The organism is Hyphomonas jannaschiana VP2, from assembly GCF_000685215.1.
GTDB lineage: Bacteria > Pseudomonadota > Alphaproteobacteria > Caulobacterales > Hyphomonadaceae > Hyphomonas > Hyphomonas jannaschiana.
The window spans coordinates 90,827-105,362 of the sequence record NZ_ARYJ01000001.1; the positions used below are offsets into that span (position 1 = coordinate 90,827).

Here is a 14,536-nt window from a genome sequence, read left to right on the forward strand (position 1 = left end):
AAAGCCCCCGCATCCGAGGATCAGGCGACGTTTTCGCGCATCGCGCGCAGCTTCGCCTTCTTCACCTTGTCGACTGCGCGCTGACGCTTCAGGCGGGACAGGTGGTCGATGAACAGTGTGCCTTCGAGGTGATCCATCTCGTGCTGGATACAGACAGCGTAGAGGTCCTCGGCCCATTCCTCGACCTTGAAGCCATCATAATCGAGATAACGGATCAGGCATTTTTCCGGCCGTTCGACCTGGTCGAAAATGTCCGGAACGGAGAGGCAGCCTTCTTCATAAGGCTGGGTCTCTTCCACCGTCTCGACGATTTCCGGGTTCACGAAAAACTTCGGCTGGGGCTCCTCGCCTTCCTTGGCGAGGTCCATCACGATGACGCGCAGCGGTACGCCGATCTGGATCGCGGCCAGGCCAATGCCCGGCGCGTCGTACATGGTTTCCAGCATGTCATCCATGAGCGCGCGAATTTCGTCGGTGACGCCACCCTCAACGGGCTTCGACACCTCTTTCAGGCGCGGATCAGGAACAGTAAGAATTTCGCGAATAGCCATGATTTTTCAGATAGGCGCGCGCCCCCGCCCGGTCAACGGCTGGCAGTCATTCGGCTGCGGGCAGCCGTTTCGGGTCTCCGAGGTCCAGCTGGCCGTTCTCCGGCGTATTTGCGCGGGATTCGATCTGCTTCGGCTCGGCCGGGGCCTTGTTCGGCGGGGCGATCTTCATGTCCTCGAACTTGCGCAGCGTCGGCAGCACACGCTTGTCGAAGGACCCCATCATGGAATTGAAATGATCGACCGAGCCATTCAGCGATTTGCCGAGCTTTTCGACATGGCCCAGCATCACGCCCATCCGCGTGTAGAGGTCTGCGCCGAGCTGCGCCGCCTCCATGGCGTTTTCGTTCATCTGATGCTGGCGCCAGAGATGGGCCACCGTCCGGGCGAGCGCGATCAGCGTTGTCGGCGTGGTGACGATCACTGACCGGCTCATCGCCTTCTCGATCAGGTCCGGCGAATGTTCCAGCGCGGCGGCGAAGAAATTCTCCCCCGGAATGAACATGGCGATATAGTCAAACCGGCCGCCGAGATTGGACTGGTAGTCCTTTGAGGCGAGCGTGTTCACATGCCGCTGGACGCTGGCGGCGTGAGCCTTCAGGTGCGCGGCGCGCTCGGCCGGGTCCTCGGCATTGACCGCCTCCATGTAGGAGGCGAGCGAGACCTTGGAGTCGACCACGATCTGGCGTTCGCCCGGCAGGTGGATCACCGCGTCCGGGCGCTGGCGCCCCGCTTCGGTGTCGTCATGGACCTGTTCCGAGAAGTCGCAATGCGCCGACAGGCCCGCCTGCTCCATCACATTGCGGAGCGTCATCTCCCCCCAGCGGCCACCGCCTTTCGGGGCCGTCAGGGCGCTGACGAGCTTGCCGGTCTCGGACGTGTTCAGCTTCAGGCTCTCATGGATCGCCTTCACCTGTTCCTGGATCGCGGACTTGTCCTCGGTGCGGACTTTCTCGATCTCGTCCACGCGTTTCTTGAAGGCGTCGAAATTCTCGCCGATCGGCTTGATCAGCTCCTTCAGCTGGCCCTGCGCGCCTTCCTTGTGCTTCTCGAACGTCTCGTTCGCGAGCTGCAGGAACTGGGCATTTGCCTGCCGCAGCACGCCCTGCGCCATGTCGGCGAATTTCTTTTCGTCTTCAGCGCTGCGGGCTTTTGCTTCGGCGAGGGCGATCTCGGCTTCGCGGGCGACCGATTCCAGCGTCTGCGCGCGCTGCAGGGCAGCTTCGCGCTCATCGGTGGCGCGCTCAAGGTCCAGCGTCAGCCGCTCGGCCTTTTGCTGCGCGGTGCCAAGCTGCATCCACGCAATGACACCTGCGCCAAGCGCGAGGAAGAAGAGGATCAGATGGGCAAGGTCAAAGCCCTGCCCGGCAATGGTGACAATCGGTTCCATTCCGCCTCTCTGGCATGATTCTGATGGAACATATACGGAACAGAAGCGGGTGTCGAGTTGGTGAATGTAACCACCCAGAGCCCGCGCTCGTGCTTCGACTTCGCTCAGCATGAGCGCTCTTAAAGGACGGACTCATCCTGAGCGAAGTCGAAGGATGAAGCGGCGGAGCCCTGATGGCCCCTCACCCCTGCCCACCTCAGAACGGCAACTTAAACCCCGGCATCATGCCGCCGAAGCCGGCGGTGGCTTCTTTCATGGCGGCTTCCATCGCCTCGTCGAGCCGGCGGCGGGCGTCGGCATGGGCGGCCTTGATCAGGTCTTCCAGGATTTCCGGCTCGTCGCCCATCAGGCTCGGGTCGATGCTGAGGGAGACGAGTTCCCCCTTGCCGCGCAGGCGCACTGTCACGAGGCCTGCGCCGGAGACGCCATCGGCCTCGGTCGACTCAATCTTGGCCTGCACTTCCTGCATCTTGCCCTGCATCTGCTGGGCCTGCTGCATGATCTTGGCGAGGTCTTTCATGGTCGGGTCCTTCAGGCTTGGCGGCGTGAGTTCAGGTCTATGACGTTTTCGGCGTCGGCGGGAATATCGGGGCTCGCCCGCTCCTCGTCGACAACATCCACAATGGTGGCGCCCGGCAGGCTCTTCAAGGCCGCCGCGATGAGCGGATGCGCCGCAGCCGAGGCAAAGCGTTCTTCCCTGGTGCGGATTTCGGCGGCACGTACCGTCTCTGCCCCGCCGCGGATCTGCTCCACCACCCAGTCATCGCCCGTCTGGCGTTCGAGGAAGCTTTTCAGCCGGGCCAGCACGTCCGCCGGGGCGGCGGCTTCCAGTTCGCAGGTGAAGTGGCCGTAGCGGATCGGTCCAGGCTTCACATAGCGCTCCATCTCGACCTGGAGATTGATCTCGCGAAGCTCCGTCAGGTGGGCGAGGATGCTGTCAAAGCTGTCCAGCCCGCCGGCGTCGGGCGGGGCCTCAGCCTGTGCCTCAGACTTTCCCGGCGAGGCTTTGCCCTCCGCGATCATGCGGGCGGCTTCTTCCGGGGACGGAAGACCGGCGGAGGCGACAAGGCGCAGGATGACCATGTTGAGCGCGGTGGCCGGGTCGGGCGCGACCTGCAGGACATTATAGCCCGACAGAAGGATCTGCCAGGTTCGGGCGGCTTCGGCCGGCGTCAGGCGCTGGGCCATGGCGCGGGTGCGCTCCACCCAGTCGGCCGGGCCGCCAGGCTGGTAGTCGTCGCCCGTCGCCTGCGCGATGGAAATATCGGCGGCGATTTCCAGCAGGTCTTTCAGGATGATGGCCGGGCCTGCCCCGCCGCGCACCTGGTCCTGCACTTCTTCCAGCGCCGCTTTCGCCTCGCCTGCGATGGCTTTCTCGAAGGCATCCATCAGGCGGCCCCGGTCGCCGAGGCCCAGCATGTCGCGGACGGCGGCGCCGGTGACGGCCTCCCCTTCCAGCGTCTGCACGATGGCCTGGTCGAGAATGGACAGCCCGTCGCGGACCGAGCCTTCGGCAGCCCGCGCGATCAGGGCGAGGCCCTCTTCGGAAACTTTCGCGCCTTCCTTCTCGGCGATGCGGCCGAGATGGGCGGCGAGCGCGGCAGGCTCCAGCCGTTTCAGGTCAAACCGCTGGCAACGCGACAGCACCGTGACCGGCACCTTGCGGATCTCGGTGGTGGCGAAGATGAACTTCACATGCGGCGGCGGCTCTTCCAGCGTCTTCAAGAGCGCGTTGAAGCTGGCATTCGACAGCATGTGCACTTCGTCGATGATGTAGACCTTGTGCCGGGCCGAGACCGGCGCGTAGCGGGCCCCGTCCAGCAGGTCGCGCATGTCGGCGACGCCCGTGCGGCTGGCGGCGTCCAGCTCCAGCACGTCCGGATGGCGCGAGGCCATGATCGCTTCGCAATGCTCGCCCAGCGGCTTCAGATTCACCGAAGGGCCGTCATGATCGGCGGAGGTGTAGTTCAGCGCGCGGGCCAGCAGGCGGGCGGTCGTCGTCTTGCCGATGCCGCGCACGCCGGTCAGCATGAAGGCGTGGGCAATCCGGCCCGTCTCGAACGCGTTGCGGAGCGTGCGGACCATGGCCTCCTGGCCGATCAGGTCCTCGAAGGTGCGGGGCCGGTATTTCCGGGCGAGCACTTCATAGGCGCCGGGCTTTGCCGGGGCCTCGTCTTCCCCGAACATGGAGAAGGTCGCGTCATCGCGCTCGGTATCGGAATCGGTCTCGCTCATTGGCCGGGACCTTAGCCTCTGCGAGGGGCCGGGCCAATGGGGGCAGTGACTCGCTTCAGCCTTCGAGCAGTTTCTCGCGGATGGTGTCCTGCTGGGCCTCGGTCACGCCGAGGGTTTCGGTGAGGTAGGCGTCGATGGAGCCGACTTCGCCGATGATCGTGCCCATGGCGGTTTCGAGGTAGGGCAGCCGGACGCCGATGAAGGGGCGGAAGACTTCCGGCTCGTAGTTCTTGCCGATATGGGCGTTGAACATGGTGGCGATCTCGCCGAGGCGTCCGTCCACATCCACCGCCTCATTGGTGAGGATGTAGTCGGCGTGGATGTCGTCCTGCGCGACGCCCAGCACATGGTGGGTCAGCGCGCAGAGAATGCCCGTGCGGTCCTTGCCTGCGGCGCAGTTCACAAGGCCGGCTTCATCGTCCTTCAGCTCCGCCAGATGGCCAAACCAGGTGGCGAACAGCTCCCGGTGGTGCGCCTTGAAGGGGGCGACCCGGTAGTAATCGGTCATCCAGGCCTCGGCCTTTTCGGCGTCGGCCTCGACTTTCGTCAGGAACTGGTGATGCGGCGCCTCATGCTCGCGGCCGCCATCATGGGTAATGGTCATTGGGGCGGACCATTTGCCCGGCTGGCGCTCACGCTCGTCCGGACGGCGCAAATCTGCCTGAACGGCGATGCGTTTCTGCCGTATCTGCTGCAGATCGCCATGCGTGGCCTCGGCATAATGGCCGGAGCGGAACAGCCGTCCCTGCTTTACGTGGCCCCCATGACGGGAGGCATAGCCCCCGAAATCCCGGAAATTGCGAACGCCTTCAAGCGGCAGGATACGATCTTTCATAATGAAGGCAGCTAGCGCGGCCCCGCGCGCTCGTCTACCCTGACCCTATGACAAGCCCTTCATGGTGGGGGCTGGGAACCGAATGCTTTCGCCGGGCGTTCAAGTCCCGAGAATAACAGAACCAGGAGTTCACAATGACCCGTCTTCGTTCAATGATTGCTGCAGCCTGCCTTGCAGTGGGGACGGTTTCCGTCACCGCCTGCTCCACCCTGCCCGACGAGGTGGATCGCGCCGAAATCGACGCCGACAGCCGTCAGGCGCTGAACCAGCTCTACGCCAAGAATGACGCCGCCCGTGCCATCGGCCAGCAGGCCCGCGCCGTGCTGGTGTTCCCGTCCATCGTGAAGGCCGGGCTCGGCATTGGCGGCGCTTATGGCGAAGGCGAAATGCGCCAGGGCGGCGCGGTGACTGGCTACTACTCCACCTTCACGGGCTCCTGGGGCCTGCAGGCCGGCGCCCAGCAATATGGCTATGCCGTCTTCCTGATGAATGACGACGCGGTGGAATATGTCCGCGAGTCCGATGGCTGGGAAATCGGTGTCGGCCCGACCGTGGTGCTGGTGAATGCCGGCGTCGCGCAGAACCTGTCGACCACCTCCCTGCAGGACGACGCCTATGCCTTCATCTTCGACCAGAAGGGCCTGATGGCCGGCATCAGCATCGAAGGCACGAAGATCAACAAGCTGGACTAAGCTGATCCACCAAAAGAAAAGCCGGCGCAGCCAAACGGTTGCGCCGGCTTTTTTGTGCGCGATGGCCGGTTACCGGAACGGCGGCTCGTCGAAGCTGCGGAGTTTGCGGCTGTGGAGCTTGGCGCCCTTGTCGGCGGCGAGGCGTTCGAGCGTCTCGATGCCGATGCGGATATGCTCGCCGATGGCGCGCTCGTAGAAGCGGTTGGCGGCGCCCGGCAGCTTGATCTCGCCATGCAGCGGCTTGTCCGACACGCAGAGCAGCACGCCATAGGGCACGCGGAGGCGATAACCGTTGGCGGCGATGGTCGCGCTTTCCATCTCGATGGCGATGGCGCGCGACTTGTTGAACCGCGGGGCCGAGGCCGAGAAGCGCAGCTCCCAGTTGCGATCATCCGTGGTCACCACGGTGCCGGTCCGCAGGCGCTTCTTCAGCTCGTCGCCGGATTCGCCGGTGACATGGGCGGCTGATTCCTGCAGCGCGATCTGAACCTCTGCCAGTGCCGGGATCGGGATCTCCGGCGGCAGGACGGAGTCGAGCACATGGTCTTCACGCAGATAGGCGTGGGCCAGGACGTAATCGCCGATGGCCTGCGAATGGCGCAGGCCGCCGCAATGGCCGACCATCAGCCAGCATTGCGGGCGGATGACGGCCAGATGGTCCGTGATCGTCTTTGCGTTGGACGGGCCGACGCCAATATTGACCAGCGTGATGCCGGTATTGTTCGCCGCGCGGAGGTGATAGGCCGGCATCTGCGAGCGGCGCCACGGCGAGGCGTCGATCTCGGCGCGGGACGTGTCCGTCGGCTCGGTGATCTCCAGCCCGCCCGGCACCGACAGGGATGTGTAGCGCGATCCGTTGGCGAGCTGTTCCAGCCCCCAGTCGCAGAACGCATCGACATAGCGATGGTAGTTCGTGAACAGAATATAGTGCTGGAAATGCTCCACCGGCGTGCCGGTATAATGCTGCAGCCGCTTCAGGGAGAAATCGGTCCGCAGGGCATCGAACAGGGCCAGCGGACGTTCGGTGAAGGGCTCGTAGAGATCGCCATCGGCCACTTCATCGCCGATCTCGGAGAGGTCCGGGCTCGGAAAGTGGCGGGCGAGTTCGGCCGGGGAAATTTCCTCAAGGCCGGACGCCTGCCCCTGCTCCCACACATAGGCGTAGGGCATTTCCGACTGCGAGCGTTCGACGAACAGCTCGATCTCGTAATATTTCAGCAGCGGGGTCAGCTGCTCCATCAGATAGGGACGGAAAAAGTCCGGCCGGGTGAAGGTGGAAATATAAGTGCCGGGTTCCGAGATGCGTCCGAAGGAACGGGAGATCCGCGGGGCCGGCCCATCCGGATTGTAGACGATCCGGATCTGCGGATAGCAGAACGCGCCGGAGGCCCGTAGCGCCGGGTCGGGCGGCGTGCCTTCATGCAGGAATTTATCGAGGGCGGCAGCTTGCGCCTCAACGGCCTCAGCGTAGAGCTTTTCGAGGGCGTCGATGACGGCTTCAGGTGTAGTGAGTTTCGACATGGCGCCATCTGCCCCAGAGGAAGGGGCCTGTCAATTCACCTTGATATGACAGCGGCCAGCACACCTGCCCGGCGCGGGGCAAGCCCGGCCGGTGAAAAGCCATGTGTTTTCAGGAAGCTTCAGCCGGAGTCGAGAACCGGCAACCAGCTGAGCGCCGCATCGTGCAGTGTCCAGAACAGGTCGCGCGTGACGGGCCGGTTCTGCAGCCCGGTACAGGCGGCCGGCGGCACGTCCGCGACGGGCAGCGGCAGCGATTTGTCGGCCCGGATGCGGGCGAGCTTGCGGCGGAAGCGGATGACCTGCGCCTCCGGGTCGCTGAGCGCCTGTTCCAGCGCCGCGAAGCGATTCATCAGCCGCTTGGCCGGCACGAGATCATGCGGGCCAGGCCGCGCGTCGGGATCTGCCCGCCCGGCCTCGTAACGGGCACGGGCCGCAAGCCGCGCAGCGAGGCGGGACGCTTTCTGCGCGGGCGACGGCGATGTCTCGGTCAGGCGGAAGACAGGCAAGGTGAAGACGCGCGGTTCCGGCGCCGGACGGCCAAGCGGCACGTCTTTCGCAGCGGCCTTGCTTGGCGATACCGGCTCGGCCTCGGGCAGCGGCGTCTCCATGGCGGTCAGGAACAGGATACGGCGCACCATCGTCTCCAGCCGCTTCAGCTCGCCGTCCATCGCCCGGCAGACGGCGCGCGGCAGGAAGGCGCGCATGCCCAGCGGGCCGAGGCCCAGCCGGGTGGCAAGCGCAGCGGCCTGCTGACCGGCGAAGGCCCAGGCGAGGCCAAGAGAAGCAGAGAGGCGAACGGGTGAAATCATCATGGTGCTTAGCCTGCGCCCTTCCCTGTTCCGACGGATTGAGGCCTCCCCTGTCCGACAGCAAGCAGCGGGTGGGCGCGCCCTCCGCAAAGGCGATAGGTCCAGCAGAGGAAAAAAGGAGACCTGCCCATGTCATTCCGGATTCGTGCCCTGCCCGCCGCCCCGTTCGCAGGCCTCTCCGGCCTCGACGAGGCGGCCCTGTCCGCCAGGCTTATCAAACGCCTGATGGTGGATACGTATCCTGGCTATCCCTGCCGCGTCAGCCTTGAGGATGCCCGGCCGGGCGAAACGGTGCACCTGCTCCACTACACCCATCAGGAGGCAGAGACGCCCTTCCGGGCCAGCCATGCCATCTATGTGCGCGACGGCGTGGCATCCGCCGACCTGCCGCCCGGCGAGGTTCCGGACATGATCCGCAGGCGTATAATTTCGCTACGCGCCTTCGATGCTGACGGCATGATGGTTAACGCCGAGGTCACCGACGGCATTGACGTAGCGGCATGCATCGGGACCTTGTTCCGGCATCCGTCCACAGACTATATCCACCTCCATTTTGCAAAGCAGGGTTGCTTTGCTGCAAGGGTCGACCGCGCGTAAATCTTGAAGGATTTCTGACAGTTCGCCTGACAGCGGGTGACCGCAGTGCGCGCTGCCTTTGGCAGGATGCGGCAAAGCTTTGGGCAGACGTGCACGAACGGCAGGCGGTCAGGATTCCTACATGCTTCTGGCAGCAGCTGGCTGACAAATGCCTCTTGAAATGCTGCGCATGCGAGACGATTGTTGCGGTGCAGCACGCGACCGCTTCGGGGCTGGCCAGCGTCTGCCCGGGAGTGTGTGTTTCCGGGCCGGCGTGTTTCGGGGCGATTGAGTTGCGTAATGCGCGCTGAGGGAGGAGTTTCAAAGCCGTTGGGAAGACGGCACCAAACTCTGAAGGACTGAATTCTCATGATGAAACAAATGATCGCGGCCGCTGCCCTCGTTGCCGTCGTGCCGTTCGCCGCTTCCGCTGAAGTGTCCACGCCGATCACCGTCGACATCTCCTATGACCACGACCTGCTGGCATCCGATTCGGGCGCCGAGCTCGTGCTCTCCGACATCCGCTCCCAGGCTCGCAGCGCCTGCACCTCTTCCGGCAGTAAGTTTGGCCGCGGCCCGGTTGTTGACCGCGCCTGCGCCGATGACGTGATGGCCCAGGCGGCCGTCAAGATCCTGCAGGAGCGTGAAGAAATGGGCCTGACAACGGCTCCGAAGTTCGCCCGTCTCGCATCGGTCGAAACCGCCTCTTACGAACAACGCTAGACCATTTCCTCCCGGAATAGCGTTGGAGGGGCGCCCGCGGCCACGGGCGCCCCTCACTGATTCCGGCTACAGGGCCCGGAATCCCGAATGCTAGAAAGACCCGGCCGGGAAAACCGGGTCTTTCCGACTGGGCTGGCTGCCGAAGGGGGTCTATTTCCAGCGGCCAGGCTTGCGGTACCAACCCCGATTGGTCTTCACCCACTGGTCCGGCACCCAAAGTGCGCCGGCATGCGGGGGTGAGCGGTCCCAATGACCGTCGACCCAGACAAAGTCAGTTCCCGTCCAGTTCCAGTAGCCGCTGATCCAGACCGACAGGGAGGTCGGACGCGGCGGAATGATCACGGTGCGCGGCGGCGGCGGCGCCGTCGTGATGTAAACGGTGCCCGCCGGGGGCGGCCCATAATGCCGGTACGGCCCGCCGTAGCCGGCACAGGCCGTCAGCAGTGTGAGGCCGGCAACGGCGGCGGCAGCGCGAAGAGCGGTTCTTCCGGACATGGTTCACCCTCCCCTCACATGCCGCGATTGTAGGATTGCAGCTCGCCCCAGCTCAGCTGGCCGTCATCATTCGTGTCGGCCTCCAGCCAGGCGTGCTCGCCAAAGCGCATGTATTCCTCGCGGCTGACAATGCCATCGCCATTGCCATCCATGACACGGTAACGCTCGGTCTTGCGCAGGTTCGCCTGCTGGCGCATCAGCGCCTGGCGTTCCGGATTGGTATCGCTGTAAGGGCCGGGGCCGAAGCGCGTGGCATGGTATTCTTCCAGCGTCAGGCCGTTTCCGTCCGCATCCATCTGGTCGAACATGTCCTTGTGCCAGTCTTCGAATTCGACGCGGTTGACGCGGGCGTCGCCGTCGCGGTCGAATTTGCGCAGACGGTCCTGCGTACCGATGTAACGCCGGTCACGGTCCGGATCGCGGATCATGTCACGGTCGCGATCCCGATCCTGCAGCTTGTCGCGGCCGGAGGCCGGATCCATCACCCGGAGCCGGTCGCGATCGGTGTCGCCAGCCATGGAGCCCATGCCGGCGCCCTGCCCGGTCCCTTGTCCACCACCCTGCCGATTACCGCCTTGCGCATAAGCAAGACCCGAAACAGCAACAGCGCCAGACAGGATCACCGCTACTCCGAGGCATTTCAGTTTCAGCATTTCTACCTCCTCATGCTGAACGCGCCGCAGGCAATACGCGGCTGCCAAACCCTCCCAGTTCAGGGTCTGTCTGACAGAATTGGCTGACATTTGCCTGACGGGTGCAGTCGTCCGCCAAGGACGCGCCCGTCTGCCCTGCCACGGCAGACCCTTGTTGTAAGGTTAACACAGTATGGAAGCTTCGTGCCTGTTGTTTTCCCTATCTCAACAAGGCCGGGGTATCCGCGTGATATGGAAAACTGTCTCTCGCATCTGACGAGCTCACTGGTATCGAAGGATTCCGATACAATGGGCACAGGCAAGTCAGATCTCTTTGCGTCCGCGCTTGCGGTCGTTCGCGAACATCTCGGCCTGGATGTTACCTATATTTCTGAAATCACCGAACGGCACATGGTTTACCACCATGTCTGCGACCCGGCTGGCCGGGACGACCTGGACAATGCGCGGCTCAGCGCCGGCGACAAGTTGGCGCACAAGCAGACCTACTGTCACAATGTCTCCATCGGGAACCTGCCGGAACTGATCTGCGACACGCAGGCGATCCCGTTTTCGCGCGAGCTCTCGGTCACGAAAAACCTCAATATCGCTTCGCATATCGGCGTACCGATCCAGCTGAAGGACGGGCGCATTTACGGCATGATGTGCGGCTTCAGCCACACGGCGAACAAAACGCTGAACGAACGTGACCTGGCAACCATGCGGATCTTCGCCAATCTCGTGGGCGAGCACCTGGACGAAAAGATCCGTACCGAGGCGATTATCGAAACCAAGCGCCGCCGCGTGCGTGACGTGCTCGACTCCGGCTCGCTGGACGTGGTCTTCCAGCCGATTGTCAACATCACCAGCATGCAGACCGTTGGCTATGAAGCCCTCAGCCGTTTCTCCGGCCCGGGCGCTTGCCCGCCGGACATCCTGTTTGCCGAGGCCGACGATGTCGGCTGCCTGGCCGAGCTGGAACTCAGCGCGATCGAAAAGGCCCTCAACGCGATGCCGCGGCTGGAACCGCGCCGGTTCCTGTCAGTCAATGCATCGCCCTCCACCATTGTCAGCGAGGACTTCCTGCAGCTGGTGTCACACTATCCCTTGCAGCGGATTGTTATCGAAGTGACCGAGCATGCGCAGGTCGGCTGTTACGAGGAGCTGAAAACCGCCCTCGCCCCGCTGCGCCGTCAGGGCACGCGCCTTGCCGTGGACGATGCGGGTGCGGGCTATGCCTCGATGCGCCATATCCTCCAGCTGCACCCTGACATCATCAAGCTGGACATGAGCATCACGCGGGACCTGGATTCCTGCGCCTCGCACCGGGCACTCGTCCGCGCGCTTGTGTCGTTCACGCAGGAAACACGCGGCCATGTGGTCGCCGAAGGGATCGAGAAGGACTCAGAGCTCGCGATCCTGCGCGAACTCGGCGTGCACAAGGGACAGGGCTACCTGCTCGGACGCCCGTCGATGCAATTGCCCGACCTGCCGGAATCGGACCTGCGCCTGCGCGCCTGAGGCAAGCCGCTTTTCCGGAAACCCGCCAGACCAGCTTAGGCCTGCGTAATGTCCGCGAAGGCATGACGGGTGTCGCCGCCTGCGGGCAATCGGACGGCTTCCTCGTCGCGGGCATCGCTGAGCCAGTCAGCCCCCGGCACGAAGGCCGCAACCTGCAGGATAAGCCCGCCGCGACGCAGCACGGCCCCAAGATGCTCTACCGCATGGCAGAAGCTGAAAGCGCGTGTTTCGAAGCGAAAGCCAATTGCATCACAATGTGCCGCCAGCCGACAGGCCGGATCATAGGCCCAGGAGATTTGGCACTCAGCCGTTCGACCACTGACGACCAACGGGACCGTTTCATAGACATGATCCGAAAAGGGTCCCTCAGCAAATCCCGGCGGCGGGCCGGGCGGCGTCTTCGGCACAGGCAGGATACGCCGCCAGCCCCAGCTGGGCGGTCGCGACGCCGGTGGCGGCAAAACCGAAGCGGGTTCTGGTGCTGATGTAGGCGCAGGGACGCGCGGCACCTGGCTTATCCAGTAGACATCCTGCCGGGCAATCGCGCTTTCAAGGTGAGGGAGGACATCCTCTGCCGGATAGCCACCAAAGCCACCCTGCCCGACTTCGGCCCGAAGCGCCTCGAAAAGCGCCTGACGGGCCGAAGAATCGGCTGCATCAATGTCCTGAAGCCGGTGGATGACCCAGCCGAGGATGTCGCTGCGCACGCCCATCCCTGCAAGACCATCCGTCCCTACCCGGCCCTATTCGGCCGGGACATTGTCCGGCTTGGCGGCGGGGCGCTTGTCGAACCTGGTCCAGACGCCGTCATCGCCGTGCCATTCGCCCTTCGTGGCACCTTTGGAATATTCCGTGGCGCGCTGTTCGAAGAAGTTGGCGTGCTCGACACCGTTGAGAATCTCGGTCAGCCACGGGATCGGGTGCTTGGTGACGCCATAGATCGGCTCCAGCTTCAGCTGGCCGAGGCGCCAGTCGGCGATGTAGCGGATGTAGTTCTTGATGTCGTCGGCGGTCATGCCTTCAACCGGGCCCATCTCGAACGCGAGTTCGATGAACTTGTCTTCCAGGCTGACCACGGTGCGGCAGCACTCGCGGATGCGCTCACGCAGCTCGTCATTCATCACGCCCGTTTCGGCGCAGAATGTGTGGAACAGCTTGATCATGCCTTCGCAGTGCAGCGACTCGTCGCGAACCGACCAGCTGACGATCTGGCCCATGCCCTTCATCTTGTTGAAGCGCGGGAAGTTCATCAGCATCGCGAATGAGGCGAACAGCTGCAGGCCTTCCGTGAACGCACCAAAGACGGCCATGGAGACCGCGATGTCTTCATTCGTCTTGGTGTCGAACTGGCCGAGATAATCGTGCTTCGCGGCCATTTCCTTGTATTCCATGAAGGCCGAGAATTCGCTGTCCGGCATGCCGATGGTTTCCAGCAGCAGGGCGTAGGCCGCGATGTGGATCGTCTCCATGTTGGAGAAGGAGGATAGCATCATGGACACTTCCACCGGCTTAAACAGCGGCATGTAGTGTTCCATATAGTTGGCGCCGACCTCGACGTCAGACTGGGTGAAGAAGCGGAAGATCTGCGTCAGCAGGTTCCGCTCGGCATCCGACAGTTTGACCGCCCAGTCCTTGCAGTCCTCGCCCAGCGGCACCTCTTCCGGCATCCAGTGGACCTGTTGCTGCTTCTTCCAGAAATCATACGCCCACGGGTAGCGGAACGGCTTGTAAGCGCGGCTCGGGGTGAGCAGTCCGGGAAGCGAAGAATCGGTGGCAGCCATGACGGGCCTCCTTGGCATGCGAGTCGGTTATAAGGGTAATCAACACCACATATAGTGCTTAAGAAGCGTTAATCACGCAAGATGCAGCGTGTCGCGTGCGGCATTAGTCCACAGGGTTGCGCACAGGAAAGGCAAGCATGGCACGATACTCCGCATGCCGGACAGAGGAAATTTTACAGAAAGAGACCAGGCTGCATTATCAGGAACAGGCTCTGAAGAGGCATATGAGATGAGTCGGCAACTCTTCACGCTGGCATTCCCAGAAACCAGCCCTGGTGCGCGGGCCTGGATGGATGGGGTACGCGCTGAACATGATCAGGACTTCGCGAGACGGGTCGCGCCCCACTTCACGCTTGTTTTCGGGGACAGCTCCGTTCCGGAAGAAGACTATCTGCAGCATGTCCGGACTGTCGCCAGCACAGCCGCTCCCTTCCCGTTCGCCTGCAGGCGCGCCGTCACTGGTACGGACCATCAGGATGAAACCGGCTACGCTTTCCTCGTTCCCGACACAGGTGACAGTGACATACTGGAACTGCGGAACCAGCTGCACACCGGCCCCTTCTCGGGCCTGCTGCGCGTCGACATTCCCTATGTCCCGCACATAACGGTCGGCCGGTTTGCCAGCGTCGAAGCCGCCGGGCAGATTTGCGATTCACTGAATGCATCCGGTATCGAAGTGTCAGGCCGGATCACCGCGCTAACGGTTGTTGCCATGGATACACAAGGCACGATCCAGGAGATTCAGGCCATCCCTCTGTCTGGCAGTGCGGCATAGCGCGCA

16 protein-coding genes are annotated in these 14,536 nt (G+C 63.4%); 5 read left to right on the plus strand and 11 right to left on the minus strand.

The features are described 5' to 3' along the window. Positions 1 to 20: 20 nt before the first annotated feature. The 5 genes from def to HJA_RS00425 form a co-directional block, all read right to left on the minus strand. Positions 21 to 551 carry a peptide deformylase gene (gene def, locus HJA_RS00405; RefSeq protein ID WP_035576885.1) on the minus strand — a complete coding sequence of 177 codons (531 nt, stop codon included), beginning with the start codon at positions 549 to 551 and terminating at the stop codon, positions 21 to 23. Between the two features lie 46 nt (positions 552 to 597). Further along, entirely contained in the window at positions 598 to 1,938 is a 1,341-nt protein-coding gene (locus tag HJA_RS00410) for a DNA recombination protein RmuC (RefSeq protein ID WP_035576887.1), read from the minus strand. A 196-nt stretch (positions 1,939 to 2,134) separates the two neighbouring features. After that, positions 2,135 to 2,458, minus strand: coding sequence for a YbaB/EbfC family nucleoid-associated protein (locus tag HJA_RS00415; protein ID WP_035576889.1), 324 nt, complete (start codon positions 2,456 to 2,458; stop codon positions 2,135 to 2,137). A gap of 11 nt (positions 2,459 to 2,469) precedes the next feature. Beyond that, positions 2,470 to 4,173 carry a DNA polymerase III subunit gamma/tau gene (locus HJA_RS00420; RefSeq protein ID WP_035576891.1) on the minus strand — a complete coding sequence of 568 codons (1,704 nt, stop codon included), beginning with the start codon at positions 4,171 to 4,173 and terminating at the stop codon, positions 2,470 to 2,472. A 55-nt stretch (positions 4,174 to 4,228) separates the two neighbouring features. Further along, positions 4,229 to 5,008, minus strand: a complete 780-nt coding sequence (locus HJA_RS00425) for a tyrosine-protein phosphatase (protein WP_035576894.1) — start codon at positions 5,006 to 5,008, stop codon at positions 4,229 to 4,231. Positions 5,009 to 5,142: 134 nt separating this feature from the next. On the opposite strand from HJA_RS00425, the gene HJA_RS00430 reads away from it, so the two are divergent. After that, entirely contained in the window at positions 5,143 to 5,700 is a 558-nt protein-coding gene (locus HJA_RS00430) for a lipid-binding SYLF domain-containing protein (protein WP_035576896.1), read from the plus strand. 69 nt (positions 5,701 to 5,769) lie between these two features. On the opposite strand, the gene HJA_RS00435 is transcribed toward HJA_RS00430, so the two are convergent. Continuing rightward, positions 5,770 to 7,221, minus strand: coding sequence for an AMP nucleosidase (locus HJA_RS00435; protein ID WP_035576898.1), 1,452 nt, complete (start codon positions 7,219 to 7,221; stop codon positions 5,770 to 5,772). A 119-nt stretch (positions 7,222 to 7,340) separates the two neighbouring features. Continuing rightward, positions 7,341 to 8,033 (minus strand): hypothetical protein, encoded by a 693-nt coding sequence (locus HJA_RS00440; protein WP_035576902.1) that lies wholly within the window; start codon positions 8,031 to 8,033, stop codon positions 7,341 to 7,343. A gap of 126 nt (positions 8,034 to 8,159) precedes the next feature. Between HJA_RS00440 and HJA_RS00445 the strand changes: the two genes are divergently transcribed. Together HJA_RS00445 and HJA_RS00450 are read left to right on the plus strand one after the other, a co-directional pair. Further along, positions 8,160 to 8,627 (plus strand): DUF1203 domain-containing protein, encoded by a 468-nt coding sequence (locus HJA_RS00445; protein ID WP_035576904.1) that lies wholly within the window; start codon positions 8,160 to 8,162, stop codon positions 8,625 to 8,627. Positions 8,628 to 8,975: 348 nt separating this feature from the next. Then, positions 8,976 to 9,329: a UrcA family protein gene (locus HJA_RS00450; protein ID WP_035576906.1), complete on the plus strand. Its 354-nt coding sequence runs from the start codon at positions 8,976 to 8,978 to the stop codon at positions 9,327 to 9,329. 150 nt (positions 9,330 to 9,479) lie between these two features. On the opposite strand, the gene HJA_RS17680 is transcribed toward HJA_RS00450, so the two are convergent. Together HJA_RS17680 and HJA_RS00460 are read right to left on the minus strand one after the other, a co-directional pair. Next, positions 9,480 to 9,824 (minus strand): YXWGXW repeat-containing protein, encoded by a 345-nt coding sequence (locus tag HJA_RS17680; protein ID WP_051597201.1) that lies wholly within the window; start codon positions 9,822 to 9,824, stop codon positions 9,480 to 9,482. Between the two features lie 14 nt (positions 9,825 to 9,838). Beyond that, positions 9,839 to 10,477, minus strand: coding sequence for an EF-hand domain-containing protein (locus tag HJA_RS00460; protein WP_035576909.1), 639 nt, complete (start codon positions 10,475 to 10,477; stop codon positions 9,839 to 9,841). Between the two features lie 288 nt (positions 10,478 to 10,765). Between HJA_RS00460 and HJA_RS00465 the strand changes: the two genes are divergently transcribed. Further along, positions 10,766 to 11,974 carry a sensor domain-containing phosphodiesterase gene (locus HJA_RS00465; protein ID WP_162177006.1) on the plus strand — a complete coding sequence of 403 codons (1,209 nt, stop codon included), beginning with the start codon at positions 10,766 to 10,768 and terminating at the stop codon, positions 11,972 to 11,974. Between the two features lie 35 nt (positions 11,975 to 12,009). On the opposite strand, the gene HJA_RS00470 is transcribed toward HJA_RS00465, so the two are convergent. Beyond that, the gene (locus tag HJA_RS00470) at positions 12,010 to 12,681 is read right to left on the minus strand and encodes a hypothetical protein (RefSeq protein ID WP_155839814.1); all 672 of its coding nucleotides are present in this window, start codon (positions 12,679 to 12,681) and stop codon (positions 12,010 to 12,012) included. A 36-nt stretch (positions 12,682 to 12,717) separates the two neighbouring features. Then, positions 12,718 to 13,755 (minus strand): ribonucleotide-diphosphate reductase subunit beta, encoded by a 1,038-nt coding sequence (locus tag HJA_RS00475; RefSeq protein ID WP_035576913.1) that lies wholly within the window; start codon positions 13,753 to 13,755, stop codon positions 12,718 to 12,720. A gap of 229 nt (positions 13,756 to 13,984) precedes the next feature. Between HJA_RS00475 and HJA_RS00480 the strand changes: the two genes are divergently transcribed. Continuing rightward, positions 13,985 to 14,530 carry a 2'-5' RNA ligase family protein gene (locus HJA_RS00480; RefSeq protein ID WP_035576915.1) on the plus strand — a complete coding sequence of 182 codons (546 nt, stop codon included), beginning with the start codon at positions 13,985 to 13,987 and terminating at the stop codon, positions 14,528 to 14,530. The last annotated feature ends 6 nt before the right edge of the window (positions 14,531 to 14,536 follow it).

Coding starts and splice junctions, on each gene's coding strand:
- def (WP_035576885.1), bottom strand. CDS start 551: ATGGCTATTCGCGAAATTCTTACTGTTCCTGATCCGCGCCTGAAAGAG.
- HJA_RS00410 (WP_035576887.1), bottom strand. CDS start 1,938: ATGGAACCGATTGTCACCATTGCCGGGCAGGGCTTTGACCTTGCCCAT.
- HJA_RS00415 (WP_035576889.1), bottom strand. CDS start 2,458: ATGAAAGACCTCGCCAAGATCATGCAGCAGGCCCAGCAGATGCAGGGC.
- HJA_RS00420 (WP_035576891.1), bottom strand. CDS start 4,173: ATGAGCGAGACCGATTCCGATACCGAGCGCGATGACGCGACCTTCTCC.
- HJA_RS00425 (WP_035576894.1), bottom strand. CDS start 5,008: ATGAAAGATCGTATCCTGCCGCTTGAAGGCGTTCGCAATTTCCGGGAT.
- HJA_RS00430 (WP_035576896.1), top strand. CDS start 5,143: ATGACCCGTCTTCGTTCAATGATTGCTGCAGCCTGCCTTGCAGTGGGG.
- HJA_RS00435 (WP_035576898.1), bottom strand. CDS start 7,221: ATGTCGAAACTCACTACACCTGAAGCCGTCATCGACGCCCTCGAAAAG.
- HJA_RS00440 (WP_035576902.1), bottom strand. CDS start 8,033: ATGATGATTTCACCCGTTCGCCTCTCTGCTTCTCTTGGCCTCGCCTGG.
- HJA_RS00445 (WP_035576904.1), top strand. CDS start 8,160: ATGTCATTCCGGATTCGTGCCCTGCCCGCCGCCCCGTTCGCAGGCCTC.
- HJA_RS00450 (WP_035576906.1), top strand. CDS start 8,976: ATGATGAAACAAATGATCGCGGCCGCTGCCCTCGTTGCCGTCGTGCCG.
- HJA_RS17680 (WP_051597201.1), bottom strand. CDS start 9,824: ATGTCCGGAAGAACCGCTCTTCGCGCTGCCGCCGCCGTTGCCGGCCTC.
- HJA_RS00460 (WP_035576909.1), bottom strand. CDS start 10,477: ATGCTGAAACTGAAATGCCTCGGAGTAGCGGTGATCCTGTCTGGCGCT.
- HJA_RS00465 (WP_162177006.1), top strand. CDS start 10,766: ATGGGCACAGGCAAGTCAGATCTCTTTGCGTCCGCGCTTGCGGTCGTT.
- HJA_RS00475 (WP_035576913.1), bottom strand. CDS start 13,755: ATGGCTGCCACCGATTCTTCGCTTCCCGGACTGCTCACCCCGAGCCGC.
- HJA_RS00480 (WP_035576915.1), top strand. CDS start 13,985: ATGAGTCGGCAACTCTTCACGCTGGCATTCCCAGAAACCAGCCCTGGT.